This is a genomic window from Campylobacter lari (assembly GCF_004357905.1).
Lineage (GTDB): Bacteria > Campylobacterota > Campylobacteria > Campylobacterales > Campylobacteraceae > Campylobacter_D > Campylobacter_D lari_D.
In genome coordinates this window covers 41,396-65,182 of the sequence record NZ_SMTT01000006.1, presented here as the reverse complement: position 1 = coordinate 65,182, position 23,787 = coordinate 41,396, and the positions used below count along the sequence as shown (strand labels likewise).

Here is a 23,787-nt window from a genome sequence, read left to right as displayed (position 1 = left end):
GAAAAATATGGGACAATTGATTCATACTTTTACGGTTGAAAGCACAGATGAGATTATACCTAAGGTCAAGCAAGATTATGGCGATAAGGCTTTGATAGTAACTAATAAGCAAATTCGTCCAAAAACTATCAATCAAAAGCCTTTGTATGAGGTTATAGTGGCGATTGAAGAAGCTGATTATGAAGAGCATTTAAAACAAAATAATTTGCCTATGCCACCAAAGAAAAAACCAAATACAGCAAGTTTTCCTGAGGCTAAAATTCAAGCTTCAAAACTTGAAGATGAAAAAAAAGAAGAAGATGTAGTGCTTGATTTTTCTTCAAAAGCTAAGCAAAAACCTATTAATCCTTATTTAAATACAAGCAAAAAAGATGATAATTTTTTAAATTTAAAAAACAAACTTTCTCAAGTTAGTTCAGAAATTAGCAAGGTTTCAAACTATCAAGATTTTTCTATGCCAAATCCAAATTATGATAAAAAAATAGAAGCTTTTGAAAAACAAATGAACAAGCTTAATGATAAAATGAATTTACTTGTGGATATGATGTGGGATGATAAGGCAGATTTACGCAAAGAATTAGCTATACCACCTGAGTTTGCAAGTATTTATAAGCAAGCTAAAGCAAGTGGCATGCAAGAAGCGCATTTAGAAGCGATTATGAAAGCGACTATTGAAAATATGCCAAGCACCATGAAAGCAAATCAAGAAGCAGTGCAAAGGTATTTTTACTCACTTTTGCGTAATATGCTTCCATGCCGTTTAGAAAGTGAAATTAAAAAGCAAAAAATCATGATGTTAGTAGGTCCAACAGGAGTAGGTAAAACTACAACTTTAGCAAAGCTTGCTTTTCGCTATGCTTATGGGGATAGACGCTATAAAACCGGTATTATAACTCTTGATACTTATAGAATAGGCGCAGTAGAGCAACTTTTCCAATATGCTAAGATGATGAAACTTCCTATTATTGATAGTATAGAGCCAAATGACTTAGATGATGCGATTAGAAGTTTAAATACTTGTGAGGTTATTTTAGTAGATACAACCGGAAATTCACAGTATGATAAGGCAAAACTTGAAAAAACAAAAGAATTTTTATCGCATTCTAATGCGCAAATTGATGTGAATTTAGTGCTTTCAGCAAATACAAAATATGAAGATTTATTAGAAACTTATAATAATTTTTCATTTTTAAATATAGACACTTTAATCATTACAAAATTTGATGAAACAAAAGTATTTGGAAATGTGTTTTCTTTGCTTTATGAAACTAGCACTCCGATGAGCTTTTTTTCCATAGGTCAAGAAGTACCTGATGATATAGAAGTAGCAAATAGCGACTTTTTGGTGCGTTGTGTGTTAGAAGGTTTTAGAAGGGATGAAAATGAGTAATCAAGCAGAAAAATTAAAAGATCTAGTAAAAAATGAAAACTCAAATGTAAAACATACCCATTTTATCGCAGTTACTAGCGGTAAAGGTGGGGTTGGAAAAAGTACTTTTAGTGCAAATTTGGGCAACATCCTAGCTAAAAATGGATATAAAGTAGGGCTTTTTGATGCAGATATAGGGCTTGCAAATTTAGATGTGATTTTAAATGTGCGTGTAGAAAAAAACCTTTTACATGTTTTAAAAGGTGAATGCTCACTAGAAGATATTCTAATAGAAGTCAAGCCAAATTTATGGCTTATCCCAGGTGAGAGTGGCGATGAAATTTTAAAATACAATGATAAAAATATTTATGAGAGATTTTTAAATCAAACAAGTATTTTAGATGATTTAGACTTTTTAATCATTGATACAGGAGCAGGTATTGGTGGTAATATAGGGAATTTCTTAGAAATGTCTGATGAGGTTATTGTCATAACTGTACCTGATCCTGCCGCAATTACCGATGCTTATGCTACTATAAAAACTACTTCAAAGACTAAAGAGAATTTATTAATGGTATTTAATGTAGTTAGAAATGAAAATGAGGCTTTAAGAATTTTTGATAATATTAAAAAAGTAGCAGATATTAACATTAAGCATAATTTAAATTTAGAATTTTTAGGATTTTTAGGTCAAAGTAAAGATATTAGTTCTAGTATTAAAAAAAGAACTTTATTTAGCGATGATGATACTAATGCAAGTGATGAACTCAAAGCCATAGCTTCTAAGCTTTTGTATAGGTTGGAACAAAAAGTGCTTAATAATGTGGGAGATAAAAGCATTATGAGTTTCTTCAAAAAGCTTTTGGATCGTTTTTAGATTGAAGGAAAAAGATGAGACCAGAAAATTTTGTTGCTTTTTTTACTGTTTGTGGTTTTTTTATAGGATTAATGTTCACCATAGTTAATATAGAAGATGCAGTAGAGATAGTTGTATATACTTGTTTGATTACTTTTGTATTTTATGTGTTAATCCATATAGTAATTATGATTTTTGTAGATGCAAATAAAATTAGTGGTAGAAGCTTTAATAAAGAAAAATATGAAAATGAAAATAATAGCTTTATAGCAGAATTAGCTGCAAGAGAAAAGAAAATGGATTACTTGCTTGAAAAACTTCAAGAAGAGCGTGAAGACCTTAAAAAACTTGATAGCTCTTCAAAAAGAAAAGTAAAACATGCAGCCGCATAATGCTTATGCTTCTACGCTAAAAAAAGAACAAGATGACTTAGTCATCTCTTATATGCCCGCATTAAGAGCTATGGCTTTTAGACTTAAAGAGCGTTTGCCCGCAAGTATTGATGTAAATGATTTAATTAGTATTGGCGTAGAAGAGATGATTAAACTCTCGCGTCGCTATGATAAAGAACAAAATGACAATTTTTGGGGTTTTGCAAGAAAAAGAGTAAATGGAGCTATGCTTGATTATCTAAGAAGCCTTGATGTAATGAGTAGAAGCAATAGAAAAATCATCAAAGATATTGATGCTATTATAGATGAGTTTTATCAAGAGAATGAAAAAGAACCTGATGATGAGTATTTAGCACAAAGATTAAATTTAGAAGTAGAAAAGGTAAAAGAAGCAAGAGCAGCTCATGCTATATCGCTTGTTATGCCTTTAGATGAACAGCTAAATTGTTTTAATGATAGTAATATCATAGAACAAATAGAAAAAGAAGAATTAATAGAAAAAATCAACGCGGTTTTGGAAGAATTTAAAGAAAGAGAAAGGCTTGTGATACAGCTTTATTATTATGAAGAATTAAATTTAAAAGAAATTGCAGAGATTTTAGAGATTAGCGAGTCAAGAATTTCACAAATTCATAAGCGTTTGCTTAAGAAGATTAGAGAAAGGCTAGTTTAATGGCTGAAATACTTTCCCAAGAAGAAATTGATGCTCTTTTAGAAGTCGTTGATGATGATAGCGATGATAGTGCTGCTTCTTCAAAATTAGAAGAAATAGAAGATAAAAGAGATATTGTAGTATATGATTTTAAGCGTCCAAATAGGGTTTCAAAAGAACAACTTCGTTCTATTAAAGGAATTCATGATAAATTAGCTAGAAATCTTGCTTCGCAAATTTCATCTATGATGAGAAGTATAGTTGAGATTAAACTACACTCAGTTGATCAAATGACTTATGGTGAATTTTTGATGTCTTTACCTTCACCGACAAGCTTTAATGTTTTTTCTATTAAGCCTTTAGATGGAAATTGTGTTTTAGAGATCAATCCAAGTATTGCTTTCCCTATGATAGATAGGCTTTTGGGTGGTCAAGGTGAAAGTTTTGACACCTTAAGAGAGCTTACAGAAATAGAACTTAACTTGCTTGATTCTATTTTGCGTATTATTATGCAAAGACTTAAAGAAAGTTGGATGAATGTTACGGAAATTTATCCAAGTGTTGAAGCAAAAGAATCAAGTCCAAATGTTGTGCAAATTGTTTCTCAAAATGAGATTGTTATCATGGTGGTAATGGAGATTATCATAGGAAATTCAAGTGGTATGGTAAATATATGCTATCCAGTTGTGCATTTGGAAAGTATTTTGAGCCGTTTAGCAAATCGTGATATTATGATGGGTGAAACTTCGGCTAAAAAGTCAAGAAACAAAGAACTTAAAACTTTGATCGGTCGTGCTGAAGTGATTTATGAAGCTATGCTTGGTAAAACTTTTATCAATGTAAATGAATTTTTAGATTTAAAACAAGGAGATATTTTAAAACTTGATAGAAGTGCAGATGATAAAGCTATAGTAGCCATAGATAAAAAAGAAGTATTTTTAGCTCAAGTAGGACTTCATAGATTTAGAAAGTCGATTAAAATCTTAGAACTTATTAAAACTGATAAAGATGAGATTAAAGAAATGCTTGAAAAATATGAAGATGAAAGAAGAGCAAAGGCAAATTCTTATGATGAAAATGAAGAGTTAGAAGAGGAAGAAGATGATCAATGATTTTTTAGGCATATTTGTCAACGAGTGCATAAGCACAATAGAAGGCTTAACAGGGAAAAGTGCTGAATTTAGCGAGTATTATGAGTATGATGTAAATTCTCAAGATTCTATGACTCCGCCATTAGTTAGTGCTACTTTTAGTGTCAATAATGAGATGAAAATCAAAATCTTAGCAAGTGCGGTTTTAATGAGTGCAATTGGTGAGTGGATGATGGGAGAAGAAGAAATCTCTAAAAATAGTGAGCTAAATGAAGATGAAATGGACGCGGCTAAAGAAGCTATACAAAATATCATTTCAGCATTTTCTACAACCTTAGGTGCACAAAAAGAAATTCCAAAAATGGAATTTAGTTTAGAAAATTGTGAATTTGTTGCAGATAGTCTAGAACTTGGCGGCTTTCATAAAATATATTTATATAATGTAAAAATAGCTGATTTAGAAGAGAAAATTTCCTTAGTATTTGATGAGAAAATTTATAAAGTTTTAACTAAAACCGATTTAGAAGAAATTGTTACAACTCATGAAGAGCATACTCAAGACCATAAAACCTTAGCAAGCGTTGAAGAGTTAAGAAATATCGGCTTGATTATGGATGTGCGTTTGCCTATAAGAGTGCGTATTGGTAGTAAAAAAATGCTTTTAAAGGATGTTTTAACTATGGACATAGGTTCAGTTATCGAGCTTGATCAATTAGCTAATGATCCTTTAGAAATTTTAATAGGTGATAAAAAGATTGCCTATGGGGAAGTAGTTATTGTAGATGGAAATTTTGGAGTACAAATTACTGAGATTGGCTCTAAAAAAGAAAGATTAGAGCAATTAAGATGAAAAATTAGTTCTCTAATCAAAAAACAATAAAAATCAATATAAGCTAAAAGGCTTAAAATCAAAATGTAAAGATTTTGGAGTGTTTAGCTTGAAAGGTTTTAACTCTTTTTTAGGAGTAACAATTAAAGCATAACAGCCTTTATTATATCTATCCTAAATACTAAAAAATTGACTTTTAGAGCTTATGTATTCTCCATGGCTTGGATCAAGCGCTTGTAAATAATTCCCCTTGTGATTAATAATTACCACAAAATGTGGGAAGCGTGGGTCGTCTTCAATTTTTACAAGCATTGGAATATTTACAAGCTTGTCTAAGCTTTCTCTATTGATTTGGTATGAATTGCTTTCATAACCTAGCTTTTTAACCGCATCGCTTAAATCTGCAAAGCTTACCATATCCGTATAAAGCTTTTGTCCGCTCATGGTTTGTAAAAGTTTAAGCTCATCAAACTTTTTATCATCAAGTATATTGATTAAAGTTGCCAAAGATGAAGCCCCGCAAGATTGCTCGTAAGTTTGTCTTATTACTCTTTCGTTTTTAATTTCTTGATAAGACTTGACTACCCATTCTGCTTTTGCATTCAAAGAAAGAATGGATAAAAATAATAAAATTTTTAAAATTTTCTCCATAAGCTTATCCCAAATATACTATCAGGCGAAGCAGAACTTCCCCCCCCCAAAAAAAAACTAGCATTAACAGAAACTGCGGTATCTGAATTAATGCTATAAGTAGAACCTAGACTTAAAGTTGGAATAGAACGCACTTCAGAATTTTGATAACCATTGATTTTTTGCTCGGTTTGAAATCTTTACTCTGCTCCTAAATCTAAAGTAATCTTAGGACTTAGTATGATAGATAAATCCCCACCCACATAAATACTATTTCCATACTCTATTTTAAGGGTTTTAAATTTTCTTGATTGATTATAACCAAAACCGGTATAAATGCTATATACAACAGGATCGCTATATCCCCTTAAACTAGCTTGTAAGCTTTGTGATTTTAGATAAAAGTTTTTGGTTTGATTGATTGCTTTTTCTCTTTGAACGACTGCAGTTTGAAAGGTAATTTGTGGAATTAAGTCTGCAATGCTATCTCCTGTATAAATAAAACCTAGCCAAAGATTATCAAATCCTATACGATTTTTATTTTCAAAATCCCCCGTAAGAAAATTCCTATATTCTTGTCTTGCATAACTCCCTCCTCCTGACACAAGTATATCGAAGTTGGGTGTTAGGGTATAAATAAAAGTTTGAGTTAAAAATACTTGTTTTGTATCATTCCAAATTTTAGGATCTCCACCTACAATGATGTTAGGGATAAAGTGCATAAGAATTTGCATTTCCTGTACTAAGCAAAGAAAAGCTTGTGATACTTTTAAGCCTATTTGCTTTTTAAATAAACTGTCTATACTTAGTTCATCACTAGCAAAAACACAACTAAGTAAAACCATAAATGTTAAGAAAATCTTTTTCATTGTTACCTTTCTAAATATTTTTAGATTTTTTCCATTAAAATAATAAATGTTTCAAATAACAAATTGATTTTAATATGTAATTTGTGATATTTTTTAAAAAAGAGTAAAAATAGCTAAAAAAGGAAGTTATAGAAGTTAACAAGTTCTTTGATTTTAGGTTCTTTGTTAGTAAGTTCTGCTTTTGCTGGGGATTTTTTAGCTAAAGTTAGTAATGGTGCTTTAAGTGATAATTCTCAAGGGGTTAAAGCTCTTAATTTAGATGAGATGAAACAAGTTAAGGGTGGGTATAGAGTTAGTTTTAAGCTAGTTGCAAATGATGAGCTTTTAGCTTTTGCCAAAACTACACCGAGTGAAATAGGATACTATACAGATAACAATGGCGATACATATTATTGGAATAGTCAGGGATTAAGGCAATTTGGTGGAATGTGTGGTATAGAAGTCACAAATTGTATGGTAAATAATAACCATACATATGCTAACCAAAAAAGACTTTGGAAAACTATGAGCATAGTAGGCGATGATCCATACCACTATTATCTTGGTTATACAGTAAAAGAAATATAGGTGTATCAAATTTAGGACAAAGATTTGTATATTTTTCCTATGGCATAGCTGTTATTAATGAGCAATTAGGTTCTTGGTATAGGGTGAATTCAAGTGCTGTTTTAAATAATTACCAAGTTATTAAAGAAATTAGTTCCAAATATAAAAATGATATGGAAATGGCTCTTAGTGGTAATTATTTGAGATATAGGAATAAGCCATGATAAATAGTATAAATTCAAATTTAAACTATAACTATAATACTTCAAATTTTAAGCAAGATAAAAATATTGACTTTAAAATAAACAAGCATGGAGTAGCTGTTGTAACAGGAGAAGGTGCTTTGCCTTATCGTGGAAAAAAATTTGAGTATAATCCTAAAATATTCGGACTTGATGAAAATATTAGCAAAAAAGATATGCAAGAATTTAATAACTTTATGAAGTCAAATGCTTTAAAAGATCCAAATAAAATAGAAAAGTCTTCACTTAAAAATCTTGGTAAAGATGATAATTGGGATATAAAAGATGAAGATATTAAATTGATGAACTTTTCTTCTTACTCTCAAATGTTTAATCTTGGATCTGATATTACTATAAAAGCATCTAATTTTAGGAATGAATTTAATAAACTTTTACAAGAAGATTTAACCCTAGAAGAATTTAAAACTAAATATCTTGACTTCAAACAAAGACACGATGAGTTTGTAAAAGAATTTGAAATGACTATGGGCGATAAAATGCTACTTGCTAATAATAATGATATTAGTATGCAAGAAGACAAAGAAAAACCCTTTAAACCTATACAAGCAGAAAGTAAAAACAAAGAAACTTACAAAGATGATAGTACAAGAAACGAACTTGTAAAAAAAACTATTAGAAGATAAATTTTGTACAAGCGATGAGTTGAAAATTCTTTTTGGTGTTAAAATAGATGTAAAGATTTAAATAATAACGAATTTACTAAAATCTTTTCATAATTAAGTGTGCATAATATATAAAAGTGTGAATTTGAAAGTTTAGAAATTTAAAAAAATCTAATTTAATGCAGTTTGTAAAAGAAAATTATTTAAAAATTACATAAAAGATTATTATAAAAATTTAGCTAGAATGGAATTTATTTTAACTAAAGGTTATAAAATGAATGAAAAAATAATCCAAGATTTAGAAAAATTTGCTAACATGCCAAACCTAAAAAATGCTATAACTTTTTTTGGTTCTGCAAGATTAAAAGAAGACAATGAGTATTGTATTTTGGCTTCAAAATTAGCTCAAAAGTTAGCTGATGAGGGTTATAGCATCATCAGTGGTGGTGGCGGTGGTATTATGCAAGCTGCTAATCATGGCGCTATGCAAAGTCAAACTTCCCACTTAAAATCTTTTGGATTTAATATACATTTACCATTTGAGCAAAAAGCAAATGACTTTTTAGAGTATAATATCACTTTTAAGAGCTTAGCCATTCGCAAAATGGCTCTTATCCAAAAGAGTCTAGCTTTTGTGATTTTCCCAGGCGGCTTTGGAACATTAGATGAATTTTTTGAAATTCTTACTCTTAAGCAACTTAGTTTTAAAAAAGATGTTCCTATTATTTTAGTTGGGCAAAAATTTTGGCAACCTCTTGATGAATTTATCAAAACTTCTTTACTAGAACTTGGAACTATATCTAAAAATGATGAGTTAAAGTATAGTATAAGTGATGATTTAGATGAAATTATAAGAATGATAAAGGAAAAAGATGAAAATTCTTGTTGCAATGAGTGGGGGTGTAGATAGCACTGTAACTGCTTATAAGTTAAAGCAAGCAGGACATGAGATTATAGGTTGTTATATGAAGCTTCATGGAAAAGCTAATTATCATGAAGAAAATATACAAAAAGTTGAAAAAGTTGCTAAATTTTTAGACATCAAATATCATATTTTAGACTTACAAGAAGATTTTAAAAATCAAGTTTATATGCCTTTTGTTAATACCTACAAAGAAGGAAAGACGCCAAATCCTTGTGCTTTGTGTAATCGCTTTATTAAGCTTGGCAAGCTTTTAGAATTTGCTAAGAGTTTGGGTTGTGAGAAATTAGCCACAGGTCATTATGCAAGGATAGAAAATGGTTTGATTAAAATTGCAGTTGATGAGAGTAAGGATCAAAGCTATTTTTTAGCAAATGCAGAGAAAGAGGCTTTGGAATATTTGATTTTCCCTCTTGGAGAGATGAGAAAAGAAGATGTGAAAAAATTTGCTTCTACAATTGATGTTTTAAAATCTTTTGCAACACAAAAGGAAAGTTCTGAAATTTGTTTTGTGGAAGATACTTATGTGCAAGTTTTAGATCAGTTTATGGATACTAAAATTCCAGGTATTGTAAGAGATAGTAGTGGTAAAGAAGTAGGAAAACACGAAGGTTATATGCACTATACCATAGGTAAAAGAAGAGGTTTTGAGGTACGCGGGGCTCATGAGCCACATTTTGTGTTAAAAATTGATCCTAAAAAAAATGAAATCATAGTAGGTAAAAAAGAAGAACTTAAGATAAGTGAATTTAATCTTGATAATATTAATTTATTTGTTGATGCTAAAGAGCTAGATTGTGAAGTAAAAATACGCTATAGATCAAGATCGACCCCATGTAAAGTTTTGATTAATGAAGATAAAAGTGCAAAAATCATTTTACAAGAGCCTGTTTATGGGCTTGCTAGCGGACAAATGGCGGTATTTTACGATAAAGATTTGGTTCTTGCAAGCGGATTTATTAAATAAAAAAGCTAAAGGGTTGCACCCTTTATACTAACTTTTTTTAAAAATTAAAATTATTTTATTGTAATAAAAAATAAGAAAATTGCGGTTGAGGTTTTTCTAAGATAGATTAAGCAAATCTTGTCTTAGAAAAATTATATTGCATTTGATAAGTTGATCTTATTCAGTCATATCAACAATTGCTCCACGATCTTCACATCTTTCTTGTTTTACCTATTTTCGGTATGTTTATAGTTACTTTAGACTGTGTTTTTAAAGCTAAAATATCTCCATAATGCTTATATCAAACCATAAAAGATCAAATTTAAGTAAAATTCCATAAATTACTGCACTAAATAATCCTGCGAAAATTCCTGCTAAAACATCATCTAGCATTACGCCTAAACCACCTTTAGTTTTTTTGTCAATTTTACCTATGATAGAAGGTTTTGTGATATCAAAAAATCTAAATAAAACAAAAGAAAGCAAAAAAGTAAAAACACTCTGTCCGCAAATTGCCAAGGCTAAAAATACCCCAACAACTTCATCTATTACAATATGCTTATCATCGTGTATGCCTGTTTGTTTTTCATATTGATCGATGATTTTTATAGAGATTAAAAAAAGTAAAATTGCAAGCAAGATTAAAGTTCCTATACCCAAATACCTTAAAATAAAAAAAGCAGGGATTAGCGCTGCTATTGTACCAAAGGTTCCTGGAGCTTTATTAACACTACCTGAATAAAAAAAAGTTAAAAATAATTTTTGCATGATTACACCATATATGACATTTGATGAAGTTTTATAAGTTGCTCATAAAATTCTTTATCGCTTCGATACTCTAAAATACCATGTGTAGGGAAAAGATTGCTATAGATATTTTGTTTATTATGAAAGCGATTTGGGAAAAGCTCAGATAAAATCAAAGCTGAAATTTCTCTTCTTATAAAAACTGCTGGTGGAATGATACCAAGTCTAAGTAAATTTTTTAAAGAATCACCATGGTATTTCATATGATGATGAGCTCCATGGGGACATGATTTGGTACTTACTACCATTTTACATTCATCACAAAATACAAATTCAGGAAGTATGGTAACTTCTATATTATAATCTTTTGCAAAATCATCAAGCACGGTAAAGGTTCTGTTTTGATTAAAATACATTCCAAGTCCTGCATGATTTTGTCCTACAAAAAGTTTATTGCAATCAAAACTTTTAGCCAAAGCGCACTCAAGCACAGGGTTTAAATGCGAGGCAAAAATTTTGATATTATGTAAAGGTATGAGTAAAACCCTAGAAGATGGTAAGTAATTTTGCGCAAAAACATCAAAACAACGCTTTTTGAGTTTTAAGCTCAATCCGTTGTTTTCATAGGATTCTATAAGGAAAATAATCACTAAATCAGATTGTTCTATAGCCCATCTTAAAATTCTCTCATGTGCTCTATGAAAAGGATCAAAACTTGAAACAATGGCTGTGATATTAGAAGGATTTAATCTTTTTTTGATTTTTTCAAAATCTTCTTTAATGGCTTTGATATTATTGTGATAAATTTCAAATTCACCACTTATACAAATTTTTCCAAAATCTTGGATCAAGCAAGCATTAGGTCTAAAAATATCATTGCTATTTTTATCATTTTCAAATTTGCTTTCTAAAATGATATGTCCTATGGGTTTATCATTGCAAATAAAGTCTATTTTATCGCCAACTTTTGCATTTTCTAAAGCAGTATTATTTTCTTTTGTACTTGCAGGTGCAAAGGTAAGAGTATAAGGAATTTTTTGTTTATGTATCATTCCTGTGGCTATAACTTCATCTCTTTCTTTTTGATTCATTAATTTTGTAAAAGAACCAAAAACTCCTTCTTTGATAAAACATAAAACTTCGTATTCTTCTTCTGAGATTGTAATACTATTTTTTCTTTGTAATGCCATATTTTTTCCTTTTTTCCCATAAAGATTTTCTAGAAATTCCTAATTTTTTTGACAAATCTGTATCAGGAAAGACATTTTGATAACTAATGATAATATGTTTAACATAATTATCAATAGTTAAAATTCCATTACTTTCGAAGTTTTTCTCATCCTCACCCAGTTCTAAAATTTGAAAATCACTATGTTCAACATTTGTACTTGTATGTATAATAACAGCTTTTTTTAAAGCAAGGTTTAACACTTTTTCTTTGTCTGATGATTTTAGAGTTTGGAAATTTACAAGATAGTATAAACAATTATCTTTAAAGATTTTATCTAAATTTTGTTGATGTGAAAGATCTATGTAAATATTTGCGACATTATGCTCATTGGTATAGTTAAATACAAAATGATCTGCAAAATTTTGATTATTAGTTTTTAAAATCAAAGGCAATTTGAATTTTTTATAATCAAAAGTTGGTAATTTAGCTGTCTCAAATTTATGTTTTAAATAAGACTGATAAGTATGATTTAAAATATTTATTTTCTTAAATTCTTGAAAATGTTTGATTTTTCGCGTTAATTCTTCTATCATAAAAGGCTTTTGTATATAATCACTCGCACCGGCTTTTAGTGGCGCTAAAACTGTATCTGAGCTTATATAAGATATGAGTAAAATAATAATTTTATGCTTAAAAATTTCTACAATATGTTCAAAATTAGCCATACTAGTAGAAAGCAAAATGATTTCATAATCATGATGAGCAAGCTCATTAACATTTGCAATAATATCACAATCATAACCTATAGAATTAAGTTTTGAACCTATGCTTTGAGCTAAATAAAATTCATTTTCTACTATTAAAACTTTCATAATTTCATCCAATCAAAATATTTTAAATTCGCACTTACTAAAACAGCAATTCCTTCTTTTCTTCCTACAAAACCTAAATGCTCTGTGGTGGTGGCTTTGATATTGATTTTATTTGGTGTTACTTTTAATATTTTGGCTATATTAAAAGCAATATCTTCTTTAAAATCTTTCATCTTGGGCGTTTGTGCAATGATTGTAATATCAGCATTCACAAGCTCAAATCCATAATTTTGCACCAAAGTATAAGCATTTTGCAATAAAAGCATAGAATCTGCGTTTTTATATTGTATATCATTATCTGGAAAAAGTTCTCCAATATCTCCAAGTCCTGCTGCACCTAAAAGCGCATCAATTAGTGCATGAGCTAGCACATCTCCATCAGAATGAGCTTTCAAGCCCATATTTTCATGTACTTTTACTCCGCCTAAAAGTAAGGCTCTTTGCTCTCCAAATTCATGCACATCAAAACCATTTCCATTAAAAATTTCCCAAGATGGTTTTGGTAAATTTAAGCTTTTTAAATCTTCTTTAAAGGTAATTTTTTTAGCTAACTCATCACCTTGTACATACCAAATCTTACCACCAATAGCTTGTATTGCTGTGCTATCATCGGTAAAATTTGCATTTTGCTCTAAAGCTTTTTTGAGCATACTTGTGCGCGAAAGTTGAGGGGTTTGTATGAGTTTTATTTTATCTCTGTCGATAACTTCTTGAGCATAAATTGCTGTATCGCTTACTTTTAAAACAGGTGTAATACAATCTGCTTTATCGTAATTTTCTATAATATTATTAAAAAGGTTTTTAGAAATCAAAACCCTTGCGACATCGCTAACTAAAACATATTCACTTTGTACTAAATTTAAAGCATTAAGTAATGATTGTGCTCTTGTATTACCGCCTTTAACAAAATGATACTCAGGTGCAAATCTTTTCATATAAGAAATATTACCAGAAGTAACAATTACTTGTTTAAAAGGGTAAAAAGAACTTAAATTTTTAGTTGCATAAAGCCATAATGGATGTTCACCTAGTCTTAAAAACTGCTTTTTTACTGGAGCATTAAATCTTGATGACTCCCCTGCTGATAGCATAATCAAGGAAATATCTAACATTTGTTACACCTTAATTTTTTATTAATGTTACGATATTATACACCATAAAAGCCAAAATTTATATTTAAGTTAGTAGAATTAATCATTTTAAACAACAAGGAGAAAAATTGAAGGAAAAAATCGAAGAAAGACTAAAACAAGTTATATATCCGGGATTTAAAAAAGATATAGTAAGTTTTGGTTTTGTAAAAAAGATTGATTTGAATGAAAAACAAGCTCATATTGTAGTCGAAATTGTTTCGGCTAATGCTCAAATTGCACAAGAACTTAGACTAAACATTGCAAATGTTTTAAAAGATTTAAATTTAGAGCTTAATTTAGAAATCATACAGCCAAAAATTCCTGAAGAAAAAAGCAATTCAAGAAGTGGTAAAAATATCGCTCCGCAAATTAAAAATTTTCTTATGATTTCAAGTGGAAAAGGTGGGGTAGGTAAAAGTACTACAACTTTAAATTTAGCGATTTCTTTGGCTAAAATGGGTAAAAGGGTAGGGCTTTTGGACGCAGATATTTATGGGCCAAATATACCAAGAATGCTAGGTGAGAGTAAAAGCAAACCTGAAATTGTAGGTCAAAAAATTCGTCCTATTTTATCTCATGGGGTTTATATGATGAGTATGGGTGTGTTGATAGAAGAAGGTAAGGGTTTAATGTGGCGTGGCTCTATGATCATGAAAGCGATTGAACAACTTTTAGCTGATGTGCTTTGGCCTGAACTTGATGTATTATTGCTTGATATGCCTCCAGGAACAGGTGATGCACAAATTACCCTAGCTCAAAGCGTGCCAGTGAGTGCAGGTGTGTGTGTAAGTACTCCTCAAGTAGTGTCTTTAGATGATAGCAAAAGAGCGCTAGATATGTTTGAAAAATTGCACATTCCTGTTGCAGGTATTATAGAAAATATGAGTGGCTTTTTATGTCCTGATAATGGTAAAGAATATGATATCTTTGGTAAAGGCACCACAGAAGAAATGGCAAAAGCTTATAAGTGTGAAGTTTTAGCTCAAATTCCTATCGAAATGAGTGTAAGAGAAGGTGGAGATAGCGGTAAGCCTGTAAGTTTTTATATGCCTGAGAGTGTAAGTTCAAAAAGATATTTACAAGCTGCTGAAAAAATTTGGGAATTTATAGAAAAGGTTAATCAAGAAGGTAAAGTAGATAATTCAGCTATTCAACCTATAATGAATGGCAAAAGCGCGTGCTCGCAATAAGGAGGAAAATATGCCAATAGAAAGTAAAGAAGAATTTTTAAATTTAATCAAGCAAATCGAACAAAGGATTAATTATAAAAAGCCTAAAGCTTTTGCTATAGCAAGACTTGATCTAAGTCAAGTTGATCCTAATAAAAAACTTCAAGCTAATTTTGGTGTGATTAATTTTGAGCAAAATTATGCTGCTGCAGCTGTTATGTTTGAAGCTTTTTTTAGAAGAGGGGTTGATGTTGATTTTAATGAAAGTGAGTTTGTGGCTACTTTGATTAAAGAGGATTTGGACTTTGCACTTGAATGCTTTGCGCCATTTTTACAAGAGCAAGGTCATAAAAATATAGAAGCAATCAAAGCAGCAAAGGAAAATTTTAGAGAAAATGCTTTTTCTTTTGTTTGTATTTTTGAAGATGAAGCACCAAAAAGCTTAGAAAGTGTGTATTTAAAACTTTACTTACTTTCAAATAAAAAAGTACCTTTGAGGAGTTTAAATTTAACAGGTGCTTTTGGGATTTTACCAAATGTTGCATGGAGTGATAATAAGCCTATTGATTTGGACTTTTTAAGAGAAAATGAGATTGATTTAAAAATGAGTGGAAGGTATCCAAGGATTGATTATGTAGATAAATTTCCAAGATTTTTAGCTCATGTTATTCCTGAGGATAATACTAGAATTTTAGAAAGTTCTAAAGTAAGAATGGGGGCGGTTTTAGCTGCAGGTACTACTATAATGCCAGGGGCTGCTTATGTGAATTTTAATGCAGGTACAACTGGAGCTTGTATGGTAGAAGGGCGTATTAGTTCATCAGCTGTTGTGGGCGAAGGTAGCGATGTAGGAGGCGGTGCTTCTATACTTGGTGTTTTAAGTGGTACAAGTGGTAATGCTATTAGCATTGGTAAAGCTTGTCTTTTGGGTGCAAATTCGGTTACGGGAATTCCTTTAGGGGATAATTGTATCGTTGATGCAGGCATTGCTGTTTTAGAAGGGACTAAATTTGCTTTAAAAAATAAAGAAGAACTTCAAAAAATCAATCCTGATTTTAAATTTGACAAAGATATATACAAAGGTTTAGAATTAGCAGGGCTAAATGGCTTGCATTTTAGACAAGACTCTCAAAGTGGAGTGATGATAGCAGCTTTAAATAAAAAAGCTGTAAAACTTAATGAAGATCTACATTAAATTCTTAGCCCTTATGGGTTAAGAATTTTAAAACTCATGTTGTAGATTTTAAATTAAACTATAGATATTGTAAAAATGATTTTTAGTATTTAGCTTTTTTAGTGAAAATTCCTACATAAAAGCTTGGGCTGAATACTTATCTAAATAATATTTTGTGATGATCATTTTTCAATGATATATTTTTGTTTAAAAATACATTGAGTTGCTATAAACTATAATTATTAAATAGTACTTAAGCGAACTTGGAATTTTATAAGAGTAGTTTCTCTTGGGAAGTTAAATTTGTTTTTTGACTTAAAGCAATAAAGCTTTGCAAGTCAAAAAACATTATAAATTCTTACATAGAGCAAGTATTTTGGATAGTTGAATTAAGCATCCAAAGAACTTTTTCATATTTTGCGATATTTTCTTGAGCAAATGCTGCAGTTGTAGTATCGCTTGCTTTTTCAGCTTCTTCATTTAATTTTTTAAATTCAGCTAAAAGATATTTATAATCTTCTCTAATAAATTCTAAAACTTCTACAGGAGTAAAGCAATCTTTACCATTTTCTAGTTTTGGGCTTTTTGCATTTTCCATTAAAACTTTTTGGCAAGTAATAGCTTTTTCTCCAAGTTGTAAAACTCTTTCGGCGCAATCATCAAAAAGTTCTGCCATTTCTTCATAAGCTTTTTCTGTATATTCATGAATTGAAAAAAACTGTAAACCTTTTACATTCCAATGATAATTATGAAATTTAACCCATAAATGATGAGCATCTGCTTGTAATTGTAATAATTGTTTTGTTACTGACATGTTATCTCCTTTTTTTATTTTTAAAATTATAACATAAAATTCTTAAATAATAATAATTATTATCTAATAAATTTTAATGTTAATAATTATTATATTTTCATTATACTCTTTTTTTACAATAAAGCAAATTTATTTACTTAATATATTTTTGAGTATTAATTTTCCTACCTCTACGCCAGGTTGATCATAAGTGTTAATTCCAAGCATAATGCCACATGCAGAAGTAAATAACTCATAATAATACATCAAATACCCACAGTGATAAGCATCTAATTTCTCAAGTTCTATTACATCAACACTTAAATTTTCAGCAATTAATGCATGCATGGTTGCATCGCATTGCGCGTTTAAAAGATTATGTAAATTAACTTCATTAGTAAAATCACAATTTTGTAAATGATTAAAGCTTATATTCGGGATACTAGGAGATTTTTGACTATCTTTGATTTTTAAAAAAGTAACAGTTTTATCTTTGGGTCCATCCATGATAAGTTGTAAAAAGCTATGCTGATCTCTAGCACCAATTAAAGCAATAGGAGTTAAACCTATGCGTTTAAAGCCTTGTTTTTTACCTAGACTTTCAGCAATTAGTTGAATATACCATTCATTAAAACCTTTAAAAGCATCTCCATAAGAAAAAAGCACATTAATATGTGCACTTTTATGTGTGCAGTAATGATAAGCCTTTTGCAAAATTTGATCACATTTTTTCTCAAAAAAATCCACATAACAAGCTTTTGCACCTTCTAATAAGGCTTTAGTATCATAGCCACAAAAGCTCAAAGGAACAATACCAATAGCAGATAAAACACTAAATCTACCACCGACATTTTTAGGTATAAAAAAGCATTTTATGTTTAATTCTTCTCCTAGTTTGTGAAGTTTTGACTCAAAATCAGTAATAAACACAAAATTTTTGTGTAAATTTTCATTTTTAAAATCAAAATGAGCAATGATGAGTTTAAATAAAGAAATCACTTCTATAGTTGTACCTGATTTGCTTGCTATGATGAAAAGTGTTTTTTTGGGATTTATTTTTTGCATAGTTTGGGTAAAAGTATGTGAGGAAGTATTATCTATGATGAAAAGTTTTTTTTCTTCTACTTGATCAAATAAAAGCTCTTTTAAAGCTTTAACCCCACAACTTGATCCACCCATGCCCACTAAAACGATATTTTCTATATGAGTTTTAGTTGCGATAAATTCTTTACTTTCTTTGATTAAATCAAAGCTTGTATCTACTAAGTGATAATACCCTATATCGCCACTTTCTAACTCATCATTCATTCTATTTGCATAAGCGGTAATTTTTTTAAAATCTTGGGTTTTAAAAAATAAAGTATTATTTAGCATTTTTACTTTTCTCATAAAAATAATTTGTCGCCTCAACAAAGCCTTCTACGCTTCCACAATCAAACCTTTTTCCTTTAAATTTATAAGCTAAAACCATATTATTAGTTGCTTGTGAAAGTAATGCATCAGTTAGTTGAATTTCTCCGTTTTTACCTGCTTTAGTATTTTCTAAAATACCAAAAATATCAGGCGTTAGAATGTATCTTCCTATGATAGCTAAGTTGCTTGGAGCATCTTTTGGATCAGGTTTTTCTACCATAGAATTTACCATGATCAAATCCTCTTCCACAGCATTTCCTGCTATAACCCCATAGTTTGAAACTTGATCAGCTTCAACTTCCATCACAGCTATAACAGAGCAGCGGTATTTTTCATAAATTTTTACCATTTGAGCTAAGACATTTATCCCATCTTCATTTACACATAAATCATCTGCTAAAATAACTCCAAAAGCTTCATCTTGCACTAAAGGCTTTGCTTTTAAAACCGCATCTCCTAAGCCTTTCATTTCATTTTGTCTTGTAAAAGTAAAAGTGCAGCGATCTATGAGTGTTCTTATTTCACTTAAAAGATATTCTTTTTTAGTACCTGCGATTTGGTGTTCAAGTTCATAAGAAATATCAAAATAATCCTCCAAAGCCCTTTTTCCACGCCCTGTAACAAAGCCCATGGTTTCCATACCAGCTTCTAAAGCCTCATCCACACCATAATGAATTAAAGGCTTAGTTAGTATAGGTAGCATTTCTTTAGGTAGGGTTTTTGTAGCAGGTAAAAATCTAGTACCATAACCTGCTGCAGGAAAAATACAAGTTTGAAGCATAGTTTATCCTTAAATTTTTATAAGTTGTTTTGATTATAATTTTATTTAAATATTATAACTAATTTAAGGAAAAAATGAAAACTATTGATCAAATTTATCAAGCAAAAATAGAAATCAAAAAATCAACTTTTTTGTCTTTTTTATGTCCTTTTGAAGATTTTCAAACTTTAATGCAAAAGCTAAGAAATGAGCATTTAAAAGCCGTGCATTTTGTATATGCTTATAGGTATTTAAATGAATTTGATCAAATCATAGAAGATAAAAGCGATGATGGTGAGCCAAAAGGAACTTCTGCTATGCCTTGTTTGAATGTATTAAGAGGGGCTTTGCTTGTTAATTGTGCGGTGATTGTGGTGCGTTATTTTGGAGGGATTAAACTTGGTACAGGTGGTCTTGTAAGAGCTTATAGTGAAGCTACAAATGAAGCTATTTTAAATGCAATGCTTTTAGAATTTGAAGCTAAAAATATTTTAAGTTTAAACATTCCTTTTTATCTTTATGCAAGATTTGAGCATTTTTTAAATAAAAATAACATTTCTTATGAAAAAAAATTTCAAGAAAATGTTGAATTGATTTTAAGTGTTAATGCAAAAGAAGAAGAGGAATTTAAAAAATTTGCAAAAGAGTTTGAATTTAGTGGACTTATTTGGAAGTAAGCGTTTGCTTACTTCATTTTCATAAAGAATTTAAAAGATCTTTTACCATATCTTTTTGTGGCTCTTGTTTTTCTTCTATATTAACTTGCATAGGAGTTTCGTTTTGTCCTCTAAAACGATAATTGTAAATATTTGACATATTTGAGCTAAAAATTCCTGTGCTAAATTGATCTTGACTCATGGCTTTTGAAAAAAGCTCATCAAGTTTTATACTTTGCTCGTTTAAATTTTCGCTATTGTTTTGACTAAGTAAAGACATAAAGTCTTCATTAGCTCCTTGAGTGCTTTTATAGGCACTACTTTGACCATATCCATACTCTTTAACCGATAAATTATCATGGTTAACTTGCATGTTTTCTCCTTTCAAAATATTACAAGGAAAAAACAAGCAAAAATCATTCCTTAATCACCATGAGTTGGGTAGTATTCAGCTTCTATTTCATTGTTTTTGATAAACTCTTCTCTAGCTTTATTACAGCGCTCATCTCTTAGTTTTCTATAAGCATTTCTACTTTCTAATTCTTGAGAAGTTAAAGGGCGATCTTCTAAAAATGAAATGTGAAAATAAGTATCATCTTCTTTGCTGAATTTTTCATAAAATTCAACATAGTCAAAATAATCTTTTTCACTTTGAAAATCAATACTTTCTTCTACATAAATAGTTGGGCCAAAACCTCTGTGATTTTGAGTAAAATGTCCAAAACCAGCTGCATATTTTATCTTAAACGAATTCATTCTAAACCTCCTAAAAATTCGTCATAATTTCCTTTAAAGTCTGTTAATTTCCCATCTTCTAAAAACCATATACGATTAGCAAAAGCACTAATTAGCTCTCTATCGTGGCTTATGCATATCACACAACCTTTGAAATTATACAAGGCTTCACCTAATGCAATGATACTTTCAAGATCTAAATGATTATCCGGTTCATCTAAAAGCAAGAAATTTCCGCGTTCTAACATTAATCTTGAAAGCATTAAGCGGTGTTTTTCACCTCCACTTAAGCTAGAAGCCATTTTTTCTTGATCACTTCCGCTAAAGAGCATTCTACCAAGACATTTGCGAATTTCATCTAAATCTTTGAATTTTTCACTCATTAACCATTCATAAAGTTTCAAATTTTCATTGATTAAATTTGTCGTATCTTGTGAAAAATATCCCATTTCTATGGTAGCACCAAGGTGGATGTGGCCACTATCAGGTTCTAATTTTGATGCAATGATTTTAGCTAAAGTGCTTTTTCCAACACCATTTGCTCCGATTAAGGCTATTTTATCACCTTTTTCTAATTTTAATTCTAAATTCTCAAATAAAGTTTTATCATAAGCTTTGCTAATACCTTTTAATTCTAAAACTTCATTTCCTATTTCTCTATTTGTTCTAAAAACTATACTAGGATCACGCCTACTTGAAGTTTTAATCTCTTCAAGCTCAAGTTTTTCTAAAGCTTTAGCTCTACTTGTAGCTTGTTTGGCTTTTGAAGCATTAGCACTAAAACGGCGTATGAAATTTTCTAATTCTTCTCTTTCTTTTAAGGTTTTATCGCGTTTGAGTTCAGCTTGTTTAGCAAGCAAGGTTGAAGCCATATACCAATCATCATAATTTCCAGCAAAATCGCGTATTTGTTTAAAATCCACATCTAAAATTCTTGTACAAACTTTATTTAGAAAATGTCTATCATGGCTAATTACTACTAAAGTTCCCTCATGTCTTAAAAGTTCATTTTCAAGCCAAGAAATAGCTTCTAAGTCAAGGTTGTTTGTAGGTTCATCTAAAAATAATACATCAGCACCTAAAAATAATACTTGAGCTAATAAAACTTTAAATTTATCCGCACTTTGTAAAGTACTCATGAGAGCATTAAAATCTTTAATATTTAAAGAGCTAAGAATTTTTTCACATCTAAGTTCGCAATCATAGTTTGGATCTTCTTCTGCTGTTATGATTTCAAGCTCGCTTAATCTATCATTGATTTCATCGGTAAATTCTTCACTCATATAAAGTTTTTCTTTTTCTTTTAGTGCATCATATAATCTTTTATTTGCACACATTACCGCATCTTTGATAGTGTAGTTTTCAAAAGCAAATTGATCTTGTCCTAACACTGCGATTTTTAAATTTGGATCTATGCAAATTTCTCCACTGCTTGATTCTATTTCACCTGAGAGAATTTTTAAAAAGGTTGATTTTCCTGCGCCATTTGCACCTATAAGTCCATATCTTTCACCACGGTTTAATTTTAAATTTACATCTTCAAATAAAAGTTGATTTGCAAAACGCATAGTGAGATTTTTTATTTCTACCATAATTTTCCTTAAGAATTTTCTAGATATTGTAGCGAAAAACTTTTGAATGAAGAAGGGCTTGAATCAAGTCAAACCTAAAATATCATACTAAAGAAAAGATTTAATCGTTTTGTAAAGCTCTTCAGAACACTGCTCTACATATTTCTCCATTTTTGTCTGTAAAAATTTCCCATTTTCCTCATAAAACTCACTCTTAATTAGGCTTTTAAACTCTTTAACTCTCGCTTGAGTATTTTGCTCTAAGTATTGTTTTATAATTTCACAAGTTTTACCCCTTGTGCGATATGCAACTATAAAAACATCGAAGCACTTTACACCTTGCTCCAAAGCTTCCTTATTTAAGAGCTCAAATTTATTTACAAGTTCCAAATCATCACCAGCTGAGCAAAAAGACACATATTGATCTTTAAATTCTACTATGGCTATAAAATCTCCTTTTTCATAATATTTAAAATATCTTATCAAAGGCTTCTTTTCTAAGGTACGTAAAAATGCACGAGAAATGCTTGCAGTTTTTCCTGTGTTAGCTGCACCTTGAAGTGTAATTAACGCGTTAAAATTCATCATTATTTATTCTTGTTTATCTTCATTTTCTATATTTTGTATCAAATCCATAATTTGATAAAAATTATAACTATAAGCCAAATCATCAGCTCTTGTAATATCCCAAATCCATAAAATTATAATTAAGATTTTTAAACCGATTAAAATTGCACCTCCAAATACAAATGCAATCCCTGCGAATTCACTTTGGAGTCCATTAAACACAATCCGTGGAAGAATAAGTATAGCAACCAAAAGAAATATTCTTATCCAACCTGCAACTTTTCGCCCAGTCATAAATCTAGCAATTCCAAAAGCACCGAAAAAAAATGTTAAAAATCGTAATTTTGGTGCTTCTTTTAAATTTAGTTTATCTATCCTACTATCAAATTGCTTTAATTGTTCGCTAGAAAATTTTCCAAGCTTTTGTTCAATTAAATCTAATTCATAATCACCACCAATAGCCCACGCAATGTTTGCTATCGAATCCACTTTATCCACAAAAAACTCCTTTTTAAAAAATGATATTAAATTATTCCACAATTTAGCTTAATTAATATTGAAATAATCAATATTAATTAAATAAAACATAGAATATTTCAATTGTTTTTAATAAAGAATTTTTAATGTAAAATCAGCCCATAAGTATTTAAAAATTTAGGGTAGCTTATGGCAAAAAAGAGCAAACGCGATATGGCATATGAATTAGATATTGATGTTAGCACTTTGTATAATTGGAGAAAATACAAACCTAATTTATATCGCATCGTTATGCTTGGCTTTAAATTTGATGAACTTTTGGAAAAAAATAAAAAAAATTATGAAGAGCTACTTGAGATAAATCAAACCATACAAGATGAAATTGCAAAATTTAAATAAAAACAATTTAATGATTTTAATATATTTATTAGCTTTTTAATTTCATAAAGTTTTATTTTAAAAGTTTTTTCGTGTTATCATTTGTTGCTTTGAAATTTAACTATCTAAGATAAATTACATTATTTTTTACTAAGCATATTTCAGGCATATTTATTTTAATTTCTATTTTTTATTTTACTTATA

Annotated in this window: 24 protein-coding genes and 4 pseudogenes; 14 read left to right on the top strand and 14 right to left on the bottom strand. The window is 29.9% G+C overall.

Annotation, left to right across the window (positions count from 1 at the left end):
• Positions 1–7 precede the first annotated feature (7 nt).
• Genes flhF through fliY form a run of 6 tightly spaced genes read left to right on the top strand, consistent with a single transcriptional unit; the run spans position 8 to position 5,210 of the window.
• Positions 8–1,390, top strand: coding sequence for a flagellar biosynthesis GTPase FlhF (flhF, locus tag E2O22_RS05715; protein ID WP_133319629.1), 1,383 nt, complete (start codon positions 8–10; stop codon positions 1,388–1,390).
• On the top strand, positions 1,383–2,246 hold the full coding sequence (flhG, locus tag E2O22_RS05710; RefSeq protein WP_133319628.1) for a flagella biosynthesis ATPase FlhG: 864 nt from the start codon (positions 1,383–1,385) through the stop codon (positions 2,244–2,246). The genes flhF and flhG overlap by 8 nt, the downstream gene beginning before the upstream one ends.
• Before the next feature lie 14 nt (positions 2,247–2,260).
• A complete protein-coding gene (locus tag E2O22_RS05705; RefSeq protein WP_133319627.1) occupies positions 2,261–2,617 on the top strand; it encodes a hypothetical protein in 357 nt (118 codons plus the stop codon).
• A complete protein-coding gene (locus E2O22_RS05700; RefSeq protein WP_133319626.1) occupies positions 2,604–3,290 on the top strand; it encodes an RNA polymerase sigma factor FliA in 687 nt (228 codons plus the stop codon). The genes E2O22_RS05705 and E2O22_RS05700 overlap by 14 nt, the downstream gene beginning before the upstream one ends.
• A complete protein-coding gene (gene fliM, locus E2O22_RS05695; protein ID WP_133319625.1) occupies positions 3,290–4,381 on the top strand; it encodes a flagellar motor switch protein FliM in 1,092 nt (363 codons plus the stop codon). Before E2O22_RS05700 ends, fliM begins: the two co-directional genes overlap by 1 nt.
• Positions 4,371–5,210: a flagellar motor switch protein FliY gene (fliY, locus tag E2O22_RS05690; protein ID WP_133319624.1), complete on the top strand. Its 840-nt coding sequence runs from the start codon at positions 4,371–4,373 to the stop codon at positions 5,208–5,210. The genes fliM and fliY overlap by 11 nt, the downstream gene beginning before the upstream one ends.
• Before the next feature lie 33 nt (positions 5,211–5,243).
• On the opposite strand, the pseudogene E2O22_RS05685 reads toward fliY, so the two are convergent.
• Positions 5,244–5,840: pseudogene (locus tag E2O22_RS05685) on the bottom strand (C39 family peptidase).
• Positions 5,825–6,688 (bottom strand): annotated as a pseudogene (locus tag E2O22_RS07985) (hypothetical protein). Before E2O22_RS07985 ends, E2O22_RS05685 begins: the two co-directional pseudogenes overlap by 16 nt.
• Positions 6,689–6,952: 264 nt before the next feature.
• Here E2O22_RS07985 and E2O22_RS08150 point away from each other — a divergent pair.
• The 4 genes and pseudogenes from E2O22_RS08150 (at position 6,953) to mnmA (ending at position 9,988) form a co-directional block, all read left to right on the top strand.
• A pseudogene (locus E2O22_RS08150) lies at positions 6,953–7,458 on the top strand (hypothetical protein).
• Positions 7,455–8,163: pseudogene (locus tag E2O22_RS05670) on the top strand (Cj0814-related protein); the annotation flags it as partial. The pseudogenes E2O22_RS08150 and E2O22_RS05670, both read left to right, overlap by 4 nt.
• A 210-nt stretch (positions 8,164–8,373) precedes the next feature.
• A complete protein-coding gene (locus E2O22_RS05665; RefSeq protein WP_133319622.1) occupies positions 8,374–9,009 on the top strand; it encodes an LOG family protein in 636 nt (211 codons plus the stop codon).
• A complete protein-coding gene (gene mnmA, locus E2O22_RS05660; protein ID WP_133319621.1) occupies positions 8,972–9,988 on the top strand; it encodes a tRNA 2-thiouridine(34) synthase MnmA in 1,017 nt (338 codons plus the stop codon). The genes E2O22_RS05665 and mnmA overlap by 38 nt, the downstream gene beginning before the upstream one ends.
• A gap of 255 nt (positions 9,989–10,243) precedes the next feature.
• Here the strand turns inward: mnmA and E2O22_RS05655 are convergent, their stop codons facing one another.
• From E2O22_RS05655 to E2O22_RS05640, 4 genes are read right to left on the bottom strand one after another with little or no spacing between them, the layout of a single operon-like run.
• Complete coding sequence (locus tag E2O22_RS05655; protein ID WP_133319620.1) at positions 10,244–10,735, bottom strand: phosphatidylglycerophosphatase A family protein; 492 nt, start codon at positions 10,733–10,735, stop codon at positions 10,244–10,246.
• Positions 10,736–10,737: 2 nt separating this feature from the next.
• Positions 10,738–11,904, bottom strand: a complete 1,167-nt coding sequence (locus E2O22_RS05650; RefSeq protein WP_133319619.1) for a sulfate adenylyltransferase — start codon at positions 11,902–11,904, stop codon at positions 10,738–10,740.
• Positions 11,882–12,757, bottom strand: a complete 876-nt coding sequence (locus tag E2O22_RS05645) for a DNA-binding transcriptional response regulator (protein WP_133319618.1) — start codon at positions 12,755–12,757, stop codon at positions 11,882–11,884. The genes E2O22_RS05650 and E2O22_RS05645 overlap by 23 nt, the downstream gene beginning before the upstream one ends.
• A complete protein-coding gene (locus tag E2O22_RS05640) occupies positions 12,754–13,869 on the bottom strand; it encodes a bifunctional 2-C-methyl-D-erythritol 4-phosphate cytidylyltransferase/2-C-methyl-D-erythritol 2,4-cyclodiphosphate synthase (protein WP_133319617.1) in 1,116 nt (371 codons plus the stop codon). Before E2O22_RS05640 ends, E2O22_RS05645 begins: the two co-directional genes overlap by 4 nt.
• Positions 13,870–13,976: 107 nt before the next feature.
• Here E2O22_RS05640 and E2O22_RS05635 point away from each other — a divergent pair, with 107 nt between their 5' ends.
• Positions 13,977–15,080: an Mrp/NBP35 family ATP-binding protein gene (locus E2O22_RS05635; protein WP_133319616.1), complete on the top strand. Its 1,104-nt coding sequence runs from the start codon at positions 13,977–13,979 to the stop codon at positions 15,078–15,080.
• A gap of 10 nt (positions 15,081–15,090) precedes the next feature.
• A complete protein-coding gene (locus E2O22_RS05630) occupies positions 15,091–16,254 on the top strand; it encodes a tetrahydrodipicolinate N-succinyltransferase N-terminal domain-containing protein (protein ID WP_133319615.1) in 1,164 nt (387 codons plus the stop codon).
• Positions 16,255–16,591: 337 nt separating this feature from the next.
• Here the strand turns inward: E2O22_RS05630 and E2O22_RS05625 are convergent, their stop codons facing one another.
• The 3 genes from E2O22_RS05625 to galU form a co-directional block, all read right to left on the bottom strand.
• The gene (locus E2O22_RS05625; RefSeq protein WP_133319614.1) at positions 16,592–17,047 is read right to left on the bottom strand and encodes a Dps family protein; all 456 of its coding nucleotides are present in this window, start codon (positions 17,045–17,047) and stop codon (positions 16,592–16,594) included.
• Positions 17,048–17,176: 129 nt separating this feature from the next.
• Positions 17,177–18,400: a glucose-6-phosphate isomerase gene (locus E2O22_RS05620; protein WP_133319690.1), complete on the bottom strand. Its 1,224-nt coding sequence runs from the start codon at positions 18,398–18,400 to the stop codon at positions 17,177–17,179.
• Positions 18,390–19,220, bottom strand: coding sequence for a UTP--glucose-1-phosphate uridylyltransferase GalU (gene galU / locus E2O22_RS05615; protein ID WP_133319613.1), 831 nt, complete (start codon positions 19,218–19,220; stop codon positions 18,390–18,392). Before galU ends, E2O22_RS05620 begins: the two co-directional genes overlap by 11 nt.
• Before the next feature lie 74 nt (positions 19,221–19,294).
• Here galU and E2O22_RS05610 point away from each other — a divergent pair, with 74 nt between their 5' ends.
• Positions 19,295–19,876 carry an IMPACT family protein gene (locus E2O22_RS05610; RefSeq protein WP_133319612.1) on the top strand — a complete coding sequence of 194 codons (582 nt, stop codon included), beginning with the start codon at positions 19,295–19,297 and terminating at the stop codon, positions 19,874–19,876.
• A 19-nt stretch (positions 19,877–19,895) separates the two neighbouring features.
• On the opposite strand, the gene E2O22_RS05605 is transcribed toward E2O22_RS05610, so the two are convergent.
• From E2O22_RS05605 to E2O22_RS05585, 5 genes are all read right to left on the bottom strand, one after another.
• The gene (locus E2O22_RS05605; protein WP_133319611.1) at positions 19,896–20,228 is read right to left on the bottom strand and encodes a hypothetical protein; all 333 of its coding nucleotides are present in this window, start codon (positions 20,226–20,228) and stop codon (positions 19,896–19,898) included.
• Between the two features lie 50 nt (positions 20,229–20,278).
• Positions 20,279–20,611 (bottom strand): hypothetical protein, encoded by a 333-nt coding sequence (locus E2O22_RS05600; protein WP_039617462.1) that lies wholly within the window; start codon positions 20,609–20,611, stop codon positions 20,279–20,281.
• The gene (locus E2O22_RS05595; protein WP_133319610.1) at positions 20,608–22,182 is read right to left on the bottom strand and encodes an ABC-F family ATP-binding cassette domain-containing protein; all 1,575 of its coding nucleotides are present in this window, start codon (positions 22,180–22,182) and stop codon (positions 20,608–20,610) included. Before E2O22_RS05595 ends, E2O22_RS05600 begins: the two co-directional genes overlap by 4 nt.
• A gap of 87 nt (positions 22,183–22,269) precedes the next feature.
• Positions 22,270–22,749 (bottom strand): hypothetical protein, encoded by a 480-nt coding sequence (locus tag E2O22_RS05590; RefSeq protein ID WP_133319609.1) that lies wholly within the window; start codon positions 22,747–22,749, stop codon positions 22,270–22,272.
• A gap of 3 nt (positions 22,750–22,752) precedes the next feature.
• Positions 22,753–23,226 carry a hypothetical protein gene (locus E2O22_RS05585; protein WP_133319608.1) on the bottom strand — a complete coding sequence of 158 codons (474 nt, stop codon included), beginning with the start codon at positions 23,224–23,226 and terminating at the stop codon, positions 22,753–22,755.
• A gap of 168 nt (positions 23,227–23,394) precedes the next feature.
• Between E2O22_RS05585 and E2O22_RS05580 the strand changes: the two genes are divergently transcribed.
• On the top strand, positions 23,395–23,604 hold the full coding sequence (locus E2O22_RS05580) for a hypothetical protein (protein WP_039662706.1): 210 nt from the start codon (positions 23,395–23,397) through the stop codon (positions 23,602–23,604).
• Positions 23,605–23,787: the final 183 nt, after the last annotated feature.

Bases quoted from the DNA above. Each gene is read 5' to 3' on its own strand.
- flhF (WP_133319629.1), top strand. From the start codon at position 8: ATGGGACAATTGATTCATACTTTTACGGTTGAAAGCACAGATGAGATT.
- flhG (WP_133319628.1), top strand. From the start codon at position 1,383: ATGAGTAATCAAGCAGAAAAATTAAAAGATCTAGTAAAAAATGAAAAC.
- E2O22_RS05705 (WP_133319627.1), top strand. From the start codon at position 2,261: ATGAGACCAGAAAATTTTGTTGCTTTTTTTACTGTTTGTGGTTTTTTT.
- E2O22_RS05700 (WP_133319626.1), top strand. From the start codon at position 2,604: ATGCAGCCGCATAATGCTTATGCTTCTACGCTAAAAAAAGAACAAGAT.
- fliM (WP_133319625.1), top strand. From the start codon at position 3,290: ATGGCTGAAATACTTTCCCAAGAAGAAATTGATGCTCTTTTAGAAGTC.
- fliY (WP_133319624.1), top strand. From the start codon at position 4,371: ATGATCAATGATTTTTTAGGCATATTTGTCAACGAGTGCATAAGCACA.
- E2O22_RS05665 (WP_133319622.1), top strand. From the start codon at position 8,374: ATGAATGAAAAAATAATCCAAGATTTAGAAAAATTTGCTAACATGCCA.
- mnmA (WP_133319621.1), top strand. From the start codon at position 8,972: ATGAAAATTCTTGTTGCAATGAGTGGGGGTGTAGATAGCACTGTAACT.
- E2O22_RS05655 (WP_133319620.1), bottom strand. From the start codon at position 10,735: ATGCAAAAATTATTTTTAACTTTTTTTTATTCAGGTAGTGTTAATAAA.
- E2O22_RS05650 (WP_133319619.1), bottom strand. From the start codon at position 11,904: ATGGCATTACAAAGAAAAAATAGTATTACAATCTCAGAAGAAGAATAC.
- E2O22_RS05645 (WP_133319618.1), bottom strand. From the start codon at position 12,757: ATGAAAGTTTTAATAGTAGAAAATGAATTTTATTTAGCTCAAAGCATA.
- E2O22_RS05640 (WP_133319617.1), bottom strand. From the start codon at position 13,869: ATGTTAGATATTTCCTTGATTATGCTATCAGCAGGGGAGTCATCAAGA.
- E2O22_RS05630 (WP_133319615.1), top strand. From the start codon at position 15,091: ATGCCAATAGAAAGTAAAGAAGAATTTTTAAATTTAATCAAGCAAATC.
- E2O22_RS05625 (WP_133319614.1), bottom strand. From the start codon at position 17,047: ATGTCAGTAACAAAACAATTATTACAATTACAAGCAGATGCTCATCAT.
- E2O22_RS05620 (WP_133319690.1), bottom strand. From the start codon at position 18,400: ATGCTAAATAATACTTTATTTTTTAAAACCCAAGATTTTAAAAAAATT.
- galU (WP_133319613.1), bottom strand. From the start codon at position 19,220: ATGCTTCAAACTTGTATTTTTCCTGCAGCAGGTTATGGTACTAGATTT.
- E2O22_RS05610 (WP_133319612.1), top strand. From the start codon at position 19,295: ATGAAAACTATTGATCAAATTTATCAAGCAAAAATAGAAATCAAAAAA.
- E2O22_RS05605 (WP_133319611.1), bottom strand. From the start codon at position 20,228: ATGCAAGTTAACCATGATAATTTATCGGTTAAAGAGTATGGATATGGT.
- E2O22_RS05600 (WP_039617462.1), bottom strand. From the start codon at position 20,611: ATGAATTCGTTTAAGATAAAATATGCAGCTGGTTTTGGACATTTTACT.
- E2O22_RS05595 (WP_133319610.1), bottom strand. From the start codon at position 22,182: ATGGTAGAAATAAAAAATCTCACTATGCGTTTTGCAAATCAACTTTTA.
- E2O22_RS05590 (WP_133319609.1), bottom strand. From the start codon at position 22,749: ATGATGAATTTTAACGCGTTAATTACACTTCAAGGTGCAGCTAACACA.
- E2O22_RS05580 (WP_039662706.1), top strand. From the start codon at position 23,395: ATGGCAAAAAAGAGCAAACGCGATATGGCATATGAATTAGATATTGAT.